This is a genomic window from Ectobacillus sp. OTK (assembly GCF_059698935.1).
This window is the reverse complement of the sequence record NZ_AP048547.1, coordinates 1,738,741-1,751,772: the sequence shown is the minus strand read 5'-3', so window position 1 is coordinate 1,751,772 and position 13,032 is coordinate 1,738,741. Positions and strand designations below refer to the sequence as shown.

Below are 13,032 nucleotides of genomic sequence, written 5' to 3'. Positions count from 1 at the left end.
TAAACATGCCATCCTATCTATATACTCTGTTTTTTAAATTATATCAGAATACGCTCTAAAAGTGACAGCCTTTATAAAGTCTGTAAAAAACAGGAAAGAGTAGATTGCGGTTAGCAACTACTCTTCTCCTGTTTGTTTAATTCTTCTTCAATTGTAACCTCTGGTTTATCACCTAATATTTTTAAAATCTTTTCTGCAACTCCTCTTGCCATTAATGGAGGAACTGCATTCCCCACCTGTTGATATTGCTGATCCTTGCTTCCATAAAAAATGAAGTTATCTCGAAATGATTGTAACCTAGCTGCTTCGCGAATACTAAGTGCAACTGCATTTTCCGGATGATTCCACATTGATTTTCTAATATTTACTACGGTCGGTGACGGCTCATCATACTTTAAACGCCGATAAACTGTGTTTTGTGTTCTAGCTGCGTTAGCATAAGTTGTTTTCAACTCTTCAGGCAAACTATGAAAATTTTTTCCTCCGGATTCTTTTATCGCCTCAAAGCGTTTGAGACTCAGCTCCTTACTTTTTGTATTAATATGATTATAAATTTCTCCCCTCACATTTCCAACACGATAATAGCATTGTAACGCTGTTAATGGTTCCTTATCAGCGTAGGATTCTGGTTTATATGTTTCAATGTCGTGTTGTGGTGAAATTGATTCCAAGTCCCCAATAGCATCAAATGTTGTGTGTAATTTTGAAAAATTAGGGATTTCTTCTGGCAATTCCACCTTTTCTTCACTCAGTACCTCTTCTCTAATACCAAGAATCATAAAACGATTGCGACGTTGCGGAACTCCAAAATTTGATGCTGTGAGCACTTTAGCATCAGTTTTATAACCAAAATAAGCAAATACATGCTTTAAATATTCTACAACATTATAAGATTTTACATCAGCTATAACCTGAAACTTATCAGAAATTTTTTTTACTTCTGGCAGTTTATTCAAGATGATTTTTTCGTCAATAATCTCCTGATAATGCATTAAAAATTGATTTAAATCCATAAATGGCTCGATATTAGTTAAAATTTCTTCTCTTGTAGTTTTTGTATCTTTTATTTTCTGAAGCACGTTAACCGCTCTGGAAATTATCGGCTTAATGTTTAGTTGTTCAAAACTTGTATCAGTTCGCAACTTTGTTTCCAGATAGTCAACTAACTGGGACAGTTCTTTCTTTTCCTTATCAGTTTGTAACTGTAAATGCGATAGTTTTGTTGCTTTGCGCGTTATACTTCTCAGTCTCGAGATAAACGTTTCTGATTCAATAACAGGACTTGTTAAGTTAGTTTGGATAATCGTGTTAAAAATATTTTCTAGTTCACTATACTTTGTTGCTACTAAGGAAATTGAATCATTTTTCCAAAATGGTTTTAATAGGCCATCTTCAAATTGTGTAATTTGAGATAGATATACTTCTGAACTGTATGCAAATTTTGTATTATCGATATGCTCCGTCACAAAAAATTTATGGATCTCAGAATCCATTGTTTCTACATTTTCCATTAAAAAAGCAATGGGTTGAATTTCCTCAATAGCTCGAACAAACTCTTTTACTAATTGATTATTTCCCGATATTAAATAATTTTTTTGTCGATTTGCTCTTGAGAAACCTTGACAGGGTGGCCCTCCAATAACGATGGTATTAGCTCCAGTGATTTTTTGTTCACGAAGAAATTCAATAAAATTGATTTTCGAAATATCACTTACCTTTTGGCCCTTCGGTTTAATAATAATGCTTTCATTATCTCCATGGTTCTTAATGTATGTTTTGACAGCAGCACGGTTAATTTCCACTGCACCAATTACTTCAAAGCGTCCTGTTTGTTCAAACCCATTGCTTAACCCACCTGCACCAGCAAATAGATCAATGATTTTATACTTAGGTTTTTTTATATGTTTATCTGTAAGATTCATCACTTTACTTCCATACCTTTCAAGAACGTATATTCCTCTTTTTAATCTCTATACAGCAGCATACCATTGAATAGGAACAAAAATCAATAATTTACAGACATTAAGAACAGGTGTTTTTTGTAAGTTGATTTTTCCTAATATCAAGAATTTAATTTGGTTAAAAAATCAATATATAATAGTCACTGCTTGACTAACAAAACCTAAAAAGATTAAACCTACTAACTTCATTATTGACGAACCCAGCGCATAATCGTTATGTGAGCCGTTGATAATCCACGTTCTTTCATCATTTCCACCAGGTTACGAAAACTAAGATTGTACCATAAGTCCCGCCCCACTGTTAATAAAATAATGTCAGGTTGATAATGTTTCCGCTTGAACAAATTTTGCTTTTCCGTACCCTCACTCCCTTTTTAGGGTAACAGTATATCCAAGCTTTGATGATTAATTGCGAATTATTTTGAGTTTGCACTAGAGCCGATCTCCTTAACAAATTGCTTATGTGCTTTTTATTGAAATTTATTATAGGTTTAAATGACTCTCTTTTCATAAAAGAATAAATGCTTCTTTTTATCTATTATTAAAATACCTTAGCCAACAGGCTAAGGTCGAAGCGGTCTAATAATTTATTATAATTTCAAGCCTGTGCAAGCTCATATTCCCAGAATCCATAAGTGCGATTATTGTCTTCATCAATATTGCCAATTAAATACGCTCTGTTTAAATCCTTATTGAAATGTTCACAAGAAATTTCATTTATGTGTACACATCCTAGACATGCTCCCTTATCTTCGATACAGATTGGATCATATAAACAGTTATCCGCATTCTCGACACCGTTGATTAACCATTTATCCAGAAATGCCTCAAATAAGTTAAACATAGCTCCTAATTTAAAACCTTGGGCATTATGACAATAAATAAAGACAGAAGGAATTCCAGGGAAAATATACTCAGATAGAGAATCAATTCCTAAACCGCATAACTCAGCAGCTTTCTTCATTAGAAGGTGTGAAATAGTATGAATCAGCGTATACACATGCTTTGTTACTGTATATTGAGTGTCAATCTCCTCATGTCGATTAATTCCATTAGGATTCATATGGGTTAAGAACCATGCTTTTAAAGCTTGTTCATCATTGAGGTCGTCAGGTACATTAAAAGCTTCCCTATCAATTAGATTATTCTGAAGAAGCCATTCAATTATTCTTTTCCTATCAAATTCAAATAGGATACCTTCTGTTTCAAGTTTTGTCCCATATACTGGTTTTTTTGAAGTGTTCTCCAATTCTCTATCCTTTGGAAATCCTCTTAATTTAACTTTGTTTGGACTCGAATCTCTTCTAACATAACCATAGGATGTAAATAACATGGGAACACCAGAACAAGCTTGAACATTTGTAAATCCATACTTTCTAACGATTTCCTTAAACTCATCCGGATTTGAAGATGAAGACAACATTTTTGCTTTTTCTATTGCATCATCTATATTAGAAATAGATTTACTGGTTTTTACAGCCTGATACTCTAATAGGTTTAAAGAATTCTGATATAGTTGTTCAGGTGATGTGTGGATTATTGAATTAACCTTTAATTCAATTTCATTTAATTTATTATCCGGATTATTTACGGAAATAGCATTTGCTGCAATTGTTTTAGCTGATAATTCATCCATTCCATAGCTTATAAATTCTGCAATTTTTTCTTTTAATAAAGTTTCATAATCTTGATTTGCATCATCCTCTTCAACTTGCTTGATTATTTTTCGGACATTTTTCAAATCTGTTAATCCAAGGTAATTTGCATGAATAAGCTTTTGAACATATGCTTTTTCTAAGAATTGTTCTTCAGGATCTTGCTGAACGAGATGTCCAGACGAGTGATCAGTACGGATTAAATCAATCATTGTTAAAGTTTTCGGTATATACACATCAAACTGCCTAAATGGAGAAAGAACCAACCTTTGCTTACATTCAGGGCAAGATTTTATTAATGGTTTTTCTTTTCCGCAAGCACTGCAAAGCCATTTTCTGTTTCTTATATCTTTATGATCTTTAAATTTAATATGTTGAAAACCGTGTTCTTTGTTATTGCACGGAGACACCTGAATTGGTCCTGCCCACCCGCAGCGGCAAGAATAAATTAAATCGAATTGTTGTAATTTTCCTGAGCATTTTTGACAGCAGTATTTCCCTTTTGTTAGCTTTTTCATCTGTTCAACACTTTGATATGAAAATGCACTTTTACATTTTCTGCAATAAAATGTTAATGGATTTGCATCCACATAAATATATTTGGGTTCCATAATTTCATAGTCTTCCTCGGAAAGTTTATCAGGGAAGCCGCTTCGATTCGTGAAAACTTGAATTTCATTTTCTATTCTTTTCAAGACTCTCTTTTTATTAATGCCTTGCAAAGGTCTAGAATCCCACTTCTTGACTACTGCAACACCGTTCCCAGAATCAAAATCAATCCAGCTTTCTGGAAGATATCTAAAGAGGGATTGAAGAATCCCTCTGGACATAGTTATTTTAGCCATAAAATATCTCTCCTAATATCATTTTCTTATCATTTCTGCATCAGGGTCTTCCATAATCACATCTAGCGGTGTATCAGTGTCCCGCAGACTTCTCATCACTGGATATCCGATTTTACTTAGAGCATTCGTTAGGAAGTAGTCATTCTGTTGATTAACCTCTTCTGTCATTAACCCATTCAATATTCTTCCAGTTAAATACTTTATCTTTTCATAATATATAGCTCCAAAAGGATCCTGATCAGCACCATATGCTTTAGCTAATATTTCGAATAGTTCTGTTGCAGCAGGCAATTTATTAGCATTAACAGCCTCTTGGAATCCTGATAACATATAGATCTTATACCCTTCTTTAGATAAATAGTAATCATAGTAGTTTAACATTAAGGCTGAAAATAGACCTGGGAGAGTTTTTTCAACGGCATTATTGGCCCATCTGTTAATAGGGACGGGTTCTACCAGCAAATCTTTATACTCATTAAACTTTTTGAAATGTTGGTTGTAACTCGAATCCTTTTCCCTATTGGAGTTAAAAACCATAAAGATTAAAGCAGGATATTTTCTTCCAGCCCGCGAATAAGCCTGAATATACTCGGCAGTATTTTTAGGAACGCCAAAGAAAATCATGAAATTAAATGTGTCAGCATCCACGCCATGGGAAATCATGCTCGTTGCGGCTATCAAGTCAATCTCCGATTTCTCTCCGGCAGGTCTTTCAACTTCGGATAAAATCTCTCGTACATCCTTAAAGGTATCATCACCAGTCATCGTTTTGACCGTTAAGTCTGGGATTCCTTGAACTCTCAATCTTTCATTAATCATTGAACTAATTGAATTTACAATTTGCATACCCTCATTTTTGATCTGATTATATTCAAGAATTACCCAATAATCTTTTAGAACCTTCTTGTAATGGAGGATCGGAATAACCGGCATATCCTTGATTTCTTCCAATGATTCTGGGTTATGCCAAAGCCTATGCAATTCTTCTCTATAATATTGGATTAGATCCAAAATACTATAGACCGGCGTTTTCCCATATGGTGCAACTCCAACAATCACCCTGTTTAAATCTTTGTAATCTGTATAAGCATAAAAACTTTTATCAATATATGGAGATGCAGCAGGGAATCTTATCGCTTCTTTATGATAAAGATGGTAGACTTGCTGTTCATAATCCGAAATCGTTGCTGTTGCTGCGATAAATTTAATAGGTCTTTTCAAGGCTGTAAACTCACTTAGAAAATGATTAATAAAAGTTTCGTAGTGTGCATTAAATGCCCCAAGGGATTCCCTAACTAGATGCAGCTCATCTTGAATGATTAAACTTGGACTTGGATCATAGATTTTAATATCTTCAAAGGATTCAGGAGGTTCTTTGCACATATCCCCTTCTGATTCCAAACATTTATCCTGGCTTGTGTATCCATGCAAAGAACATTTTTTATGGAAATTACCAAAAATGTTTCTGAAATTTCGCTGCATTCCAATCAATGCTGATTTATCTAGTGTACTCACGATAAATGTAGGAAGGTATCGATATACCTCTCGATCAATGATATACAACGGTAAGATAGTTTCACTGCAATTTTTATTTTTGCATACATGAACCAATCTTCGTTCGTCGACCAGTACATCAATTGAAATTAGATTGCTTTGACAGAAAGGACATCTGTCTATGACTAAAAATTTATCCATTCGCTCTTGCTCAGACATAGCATGAATAATAGGAATAAGGTCTTCTTTTCTGTCTGATTCATATAGTTTATTTGGTGTATTGTTACTTCCGACAAAGTATCCAACGGAAAAAGGATCAGAATCAACCATATCATCTTGTTGCCGGCGAATTAATTCAGCTTGGGCAGTTATATCAGCAGCACGTTGAAGCTGCTGCAAAGAAAGCAGTCTTAACGGAAATTTAATTAAAGCTGTCGTTCCAGCTTTTTTACCTCTTATCCGATCAAAAAACATATTAAAAATTACTGTGCCTAAATATGTTTCTGTTTTTCCTCCTCCAGTAGGGAAATAAATTAAATCTACCTTTTCATATTGTGCCAATGGTTTAATTTCATCAATTTCCCGGCTAACAATGTCAGGAATCATCGAGACGATAAAGATAATCTGAAATAGCCTCCAACTTTTGTATCCCTTGGCAGAGTTTTTAAAGGCTTGGTTCATTAACTTAAATGCCCTTAATGCTAGATTAGGGTACTTTTCCAAAACATCAATGCCATTCTTAAAACGTTGAATTTCAGAATTAAACCCTTCTATTTCTTTGTTGAACTGCTTTTGGGCTATGCCGCTCAATGACTTGGCGGAAAAATCTTTCTTCCAGTTATCTCTCTCCTCAACCATTAATCGCTGAAGTTCTCTTAGTAGCGGAACTGGTTCATCGATTAACTTTTGGAAGTAGGCTTGAAACTTAGTATCATCTGTAACCAATCTATATTGTCTATAGATAGGTAAACTGCTAGTTTGAATTTTTGTAATTCGATTAGATAAAGGACTTAGGTTTTCAACACTGCAATTTTTCCCTAGCGCTATTTGAACTTTTTCATATTTGTAATCGTCTTTTAGTGCCTTTAGTTCAATTGGTACTATTTCATATTTTGATAACTCTACTGTTAAGGCAACGTTGAAAAATGTATTAACTGTCTCACGAACTTTGTTGTCATCATTGGTTGAATTGATAAAAGAAATAGAAACCCGGCTAAACTCGGAGTTTTCTTCCTTTATTTCAACCAGCACTTTACAATCCCAAATTTGTTTATAGGGTCTGGCAGCATTTCGATTGATGAAATCTTCCCATTTTGTATGTGTATCTAAATCTTCAAATTTAATCGGATCATTAATCTTTCCGTATCTATTGGGTATTTGATTAATTTTTTTATCTAAAACATCCAGGATATCTTCTCTAACATCATTTAAATATTTTTTCCCCGTAGGTTTATCCTCACAAACAGAACTTAAATTTAAGGTGAAGGAATAGTCTTCCAACCGTACTTTTTCAAAAACAGGGAGTACTTCACATGTAAAGGATGGATATTGATTAATTTTCTCTTTTAAATCACTAAAAAATGATACTTTTTCTTCAGAATGCCTATTATTAAACTCATTAAGATACTGTTGACATTGTTCTTCATAAGTTGGGTTAACTCTTACATAAAAGTCTCCTGATAACTTAACTTTAACAATTTCATCCTGTAATATTTCTTTATTAACTCTAAAGGTTAATCCGATTTGTTTTGGTTCCGATTGACTGAATTTGTTGCTGGTATCCCCTTTATTCCCAGAGATTCTACCAATAAAAAATATATCCTCGGGATGCGAGCCATCATTAAGTCTAGTGACGCTGCTCCCGCTTACTCTATCTGACAAATAATTTTGAAGATGATTTACCAACGCAACTCTAGCCCTATAATCTGTTTCCTTATCAATTAATTGCTCTATGGTCATTTCTTAACTCTCCTTTTTTGAGCCAATTGTTTATGAACTTTTTTTAAGATTATCTGAGTGTCATCAAATAACTTTAAGTAAGGGTTGCTGTTCCTTTCCAAAATTATGATTGAAAGATACTTTGATGAACGGGTAATAGCGGTATATAAAAGATTGATATGCTTCATAAATATATTTTTAGTTTCCAGTGAGGAATGGGAACTTATTTTGGAAGGGAATAATCCGTGCAATCCAAACAGAACCACTCCCTGAAAATCTAATCCTTTTGACTTGTGTATAGTAGAAACCACTACTCCAGTTCTATTATAGTAACTAGAAATATTATTCTCGTTATCACTTAAATCTGTATATGGTATGGCGTTATGCTCTAGTGCTTTTAATAAAAAATGATGAGGAAAGTAATTTTTATACTCGCTTCTTCTGTAAGGAAATAACACTGCTATTTCTGAATAAGGTATTTTTTCAGAGAAATGCAATTTTTCAATGCAATCAATAACCTTGCTAATCTCTTCATCATATTTGTCAACTCTACAAATATCAGGAGACTTCCCAGTCTGATTAAACACGGTTTTAGAACTAATAAACAGTTCCTTATCTTTACTTTGTTTAATATCAAATTGTTCTAAGGTTTTCCGGCTCGCTTCTCCAAATGCTTTTGTAAAATTATTTAAATGCTTTGTATAACGAAAATTTTTCTTCAAGATAGTTTTTGCATCTTTATAACTTATCTCTTTAATAACGTTCCAAGGTTCTCCGCTCTCAGCAATGATTCCTCTTATATCTTGTGTCTTGTCACCGCAAATATTAATAATGTATTCATTTTTGTTTTCAAGTAACCTCATCAAAAATTTATACCATTCCGGCTTGAAATCCTGAATTTCATCTATAAATATCCCGTAGTATCGGTCCTTAATTTTACCCTCATCTAAAGCTTTAACAGCTGTATCAAACAGCTTGTCAAAATATTGTTCATCACTAGTTCTGTGACAAGGTATTCCATTGCTATCAAGAAGATCGATTAATAACCCATGAAAAGTTCTATTTTTTAAATTTCTAAGCCGCATTCCTGATGTATCCAAAAATAATTTTACACTTTCAGCTAAGGGTGAATTATAGCAGGTAAGCAGGATATCTTTTTCAGGAAAAGCTTTTGCTATTCGAAAAGCCCTTGACGTTAACAATACAGTTTTCCCGCTTCCAGCACCAGCCAGAATTAACTCATGACCATAACTGATATTATTAACGATGCCTATTTGTTCATCTGTAAGTTCGAGCATTTTGAAGTGGAAATTCATTTCGTTATTATTAGTGAATTTCACCTTTCCATTTTTAAGTAAGCCTGAGTTGTGCTGCTCAGTGCTTTCCTTACTTATTTTTGGTATGATATACTCTGGGCATATGGCGAGTTTCATATTTTGCAGTTGAGCATCAGTGAACTTTTTAAAAGAAACTGGATTACTCACTAATGCCCTTTTTAGTTTGTTAAGAACTTCATTACGACTCTTCCAATTAGTAATCTCATCCACAAATAAACAATGGTTATCAATAAATTTATTAGATAAGCTAACGGAATCCCGTGATAAATTTTCAAAGTAAAAAATTATTCCATAAGGAAACTTCATTTCTCCATCATATAAGGATTTAAAATCTTTAAATTTGATTTCTAACTGGCTAATGTATTCTTTCATAATTATGTTTTCATACATAAAGAACACTTTTTCAATATTTGTAGTTTGTGGTTTTACAGTTATGATTGGGATGAATCCAATCTCATTGTCTATCCAGCAAATATCCAATTTGATATTATTGATTGGAAAAAGCTTCAATAAAATAACGGCATCGATGTCATTGTTATACTCGTTAAGCTTTTTCAAAAAAGTAAGTTCATTCGATGTAAGCCCAAGTGTATCAATTGTTTCATAGTTACTAGGTACAAACTTCATTAAAATTCACTCCGTGATGAATTATTTTTTACAAATACATACATTATGTTATAGTTTATTAACTATTTTTTAGAACAAATATGTCAAGAAGACCTATTGTCAGAATTTTTTCATTTACCTCTATAGTTTTTTGTTTTTACTTTATAAAATAGAAACAAGTGACTTAGATAGTGTTATGGATTGTTGATTCTATTTTAAACTCCCTGATGGAAAATAGTGAGGTAAAAAAGCCAAAGTAACCTAACTCGCTATAGTCATTCCCTGCATACTTTCATGTGTAAATCTCATCTCAGGTGTCTAATATTCAAAAAACGCACTTTCTAGATCTATTTTACAACATTAGAGGATATTATTCTGCAAAAAAAATGTGTCATTATCTAGAAAATGTAAAATCCCTTAAGAAAAGCCACATATATTCTATTTTATTGAATCTCCTGCCCGCATAGAATGATTCCTTCTTTAAAGAAGGCCAAAGACTACCTGTATGAAAAACGGTATAAAATTAGACTGACTTGATAACGCTCGCTATACGTATAGCGAGCGTTATCAAGTCACATATAAATAATTTGGATAAATAAAGGAAGCATCTAATAACCCTTACGATTTGCCACGTTTAATATGGGTATCCTTCTGTTATCTTCGTTATAAGATTAAACGATTACAATACATTCCTTTAGGGCAAGACACTCTTTTAGCAGTTGCAGTGTTAACAACTCTTTTTTAGTAATTGTTCTATATAAGTCCAATTTAAAAATCCGATATATCAATAACTTTACAACTCAATGAACACTTGGGTTGCCCTGATTTAGATGTGTCGAAAAATTAAAGTGGACTTATATAAATTCAAACGATATATCTGCAAATTGTTGAACATAGCTAGAGTAAGTGTTGTCATAGTAACTTCATAATTAACCTCATCCATATAATCTTCCAATTATTTCAGAACAATGTATGAAATCAGAAGAATTACAGTGATACTAATGATGACAACTTACTGTATACCAATAGCCGATCTAAATTAAATGAATAAGGGGATTCTGCATCTCTAGATGAACAAGGAAGATGTAATATTTCCTACATATGAAAGTTCTCAGCGATGGTTACACCAAGCTCGTAAGGTAACAATTGATGGAGAAGCTACAGACACTGTTCCTTTTAGAGCAGTTCAACTACCTAGTGCTAGGACTAACACCTATGTTTTTGAAGAGGTTGCTTTGTTTACCGCTTCGCTAGAACAGCAAACCCTATTTCTTCAAGAGAACAAATAGAAAATATACTTCAGAATGGTAACGACAGCGTCACAAAATATTTAGTTAGACCATGAGGGATTTCCAACATTTAATTCCACATAAAAATGAACCAAAACCTAATCTGAAGCAATATGCTGTTTACTTTAGAAAATTTGCGGCTGAAAATTGCAGGGTTGATTTGAATAGACGTACGATAACTTCGAGAAGATATACAAAGAACTTTTAGAAGGAGGGAGATAGTATCTGGGGCCCGGCATTTCCATTCAATTATATTTTGCAGAACCACAAGAAATAGAGCAGGAATTAATTCGCGAAATTCAGAAGGTGTTAGCCAAATTACCTTAAACCTTGTCTTATGAACGCCTTTAAAACTAGAAAGTATATCCTCTATACAGCCTAGAATGTTCTTTTGAGAACCATTGAAGCTTCATGCCCTAGGCCATAGGACTAAAACAGGGTATATAATAAAAAGGAATACACACAATCAGAGCAAACAGATTGGGCTCCTAAAGTCAGCCAAAATTTCAATACAAAGAGATACAAAAATTGAACTTATCTCATTAGAAAATATTCATTTTCTCCCTGAAGCATTAATTGTTCCAATACCATTCGAACAAAGAAGCCGTGGAAGACCTACTTTTTATTTACATACATAAGATAAAGGAGCCTTTCCTTATATGGAGTGACCCCTGTCAAGTAGACAGTGATAAAAAGGCAACCCTAAGCAGCCTGAGTTCTATATTCGTATGGACTCAGGTTGTTTAATTTTTTCTGGAATCGTTGATGGTTATAAAAACGGATGTACCGTTGCACAGCAGTCTTCACCTCATCAGCTGTTCGGAAGGAGTGAAGATGAAAGCATTCTGATTTAAAGTGGCTAAAGAAGGTTTCCATACTTGCATTGTCCCAACAGTTGCCCTTTCGGGACATACTAGCTTTCATCTTATACGCCTTGAGGGCATAATTATATTGGCGGGATGTGTACTGAAACCCTTGGTCACTATGAAGAAGAACACCTTGTACATTCCGTTTCTTTCGTGCCTTTTTGAGTGTATCCATGACGAGCTTTACATCATTTTTTCGACTGATCTGATAAGCAACAATCTCATTGTTATAGAGGTCTTTAATGGCAGACAGATACAGTTTTTGTCCTCGAAATATGAGATAAGTGATGTCTGTAACCCATTTTTCATTTGGTTTGGATGCTTGAAAATCTCGATTCAAGTGATTTTGCGAAATGACATATACTTCTTTTTTGCCATAGTATGGGCGTTTCTTCCGAATAACGGCACGAATTCCCATCTCACGCATGAGTCGTTGTACACGCTTATGGTTTACCTGTAAGCCGTGTCTACGTCTCAACCAAACCATAACTCTTCGATAGCCATAAATTCCTTTCAACTTTGCGTGGCATTCCTTAATTCTTTCTTTTATTTTCTGATCCTCTATTTGTTTAGGGGAGAGGTATGTTTGTCTTTGAAGCTACTTATAGTATCCGCTCCGAGAGACTTGCGCTAGGTCACAGAGGAGTTGGATTGGATACTGATGTGCCATTCCCTGAATCACTGCGTACTTCTCCCTTGCCGATACTGCTTCCAATCCCCCTTTCACTTCCCTAAGAGCTTTTTTAGTAATGCATTTTCTGCTTCCAATCGTTTGATTTTAGCCTCTGGATCCTCTGGCCGAATTCTAGGTCTCCCCTGACCAGTCCCTTTTGCCTTTCCTCGTTTTTCCTCAAGCCCCTTCATTCCTTCGGCTTCAAAGTGTTTCACCCAAAGTCGTACCGTTTTAGAATCAATCCCTAATTCCTTGGCAACCGTTTTGTATCCCATCCCTTTTTGGAAGTATAAATCTACCGCTTTTTTCTTAAATGCTTGATCATATGTTTTTCTGATTTCTCCCATAAGAAAATCCCCTCCATAGTA

General features: G+C 34.1%; 6 protein-coding genes and 2 pseudogenes. 1 reads left to right on the top strand and 7 read right to left on the bottom strand.

The window, feature by feature from the left end; all coding sequences use genetic code 11:
* Positions 1-110: 110 nt before the first annotated feature.
* The 5 genes and pseudogenes from AC6HZ4_RS08575 to AC6HZ4_RS08555 form a co-directional block, all read right to left on the bottom strand.
* The gene (locus AC6HZ4_RS08575) at positions 111-1,922 is read right to left on the bottom strand and encodes a DNA cytosine methyltransferase (protein ID WP_497494555.1); all 1,812 of its coding nucleotides are present in this window, start codon (positions 1,920-1,922) and stop codon (positions 111-113) included.
* Positions 1,923-2,152: 230 nt separating this feature from the next.
* A pseudogene (locus AC6HZ4_RS08570) lies at positions 2,153-2,305 on the bottom strand (IS6 family transposase); the annotation flags it as partial.
* A 254-nt stretch (positions 2,306-2,559) separates the two neighbouring features.
* Positions 2,560-4,461 carry a DUF8724 domain-containing protein gene (locus tag AC6HZ4_RS08565; RefSeq protein ID WP_497494554.1) on the bottom strand — a complete coding sequence of 634 codons (1,902 nt, stop codon included), beginning with the start codon at positions 4,459-4,461 and terminating at the stop codon, positions 2,560-2,562.
* An 18-nt stretch (positions 4,462-4,479) separates the two neighbouring features.
* Positions 4,480-7,914 (bottom strand): helicase-related protein, encoded by a 3,435-nt coding sequence (locus AC6HZ4_RS08560; RefSeq protein WP_497494553.1) that lies wholly within the window; start codon positions 7,912-7,914, stop codon positions 4,480-4,482.
* Positions 7,911-9,857: a 3'-5' exonuclease gene (locus AC6HZ4_RS08555; RefSeq protein ID WP_497494552.1), complete on the bottom strand. Its 1,947-nt coding sequence runs from the start codon at positions 9,855-9,857 to the stop codon at positions 7,911-7,913. The genes AC6HZ4_RS08560 and AC6HZ4_RS08555 overlap by 4 nt, the downstream gene beginning before the upstream one ends.
* Before the next feature lie 1,049 nt (positions 9,858-10,906).
* On the opposite strand from AC6HZ4_RS08555, the gene AC6HZ4_RS08550 reads away from it, so the two are divergent.
* Positions 10,907-11,125, top strand: coding sequence for a hypothetical protein (locus AC6HZ4_RS08550; RefSeq protein WP_497494551.1), 219 nt, complete (start codon positions 10,907-10,909; stop codon positions 11,123-11,125).
* A gap of 702 nt (positions 11,126-11,827) precedes the next feature.
* On the opposite strand, the pseudogene AC6HZ4_RS08545 reads toward AC6HZ4_RS08550, so the two are convergent.
* Together AC6HZ4_RS08545 and AC6HZ4_RS08540 are read right to left on the bottom strand one after the other, a co-directional pair.
* Positions 11,828-12,559: pseudogene (locus AC6HZ4_RS08545) on the bottom strand (IS3 family transposase); the annotation flags it as partial.
* Positions 12,560-12,714: 155 nt separating this feature from the next.
* A complete protein-coding gene (locus AC6HZ4_RS08540) occupies positions 12,715-13,011 on the bottom strand; it encodes a transposase (protein ID WP_497494537.1) in 297 nt (98 codons plus the stop codon).
* Positions 13,012-13,032: the final 21 nt, after the last annotated feature.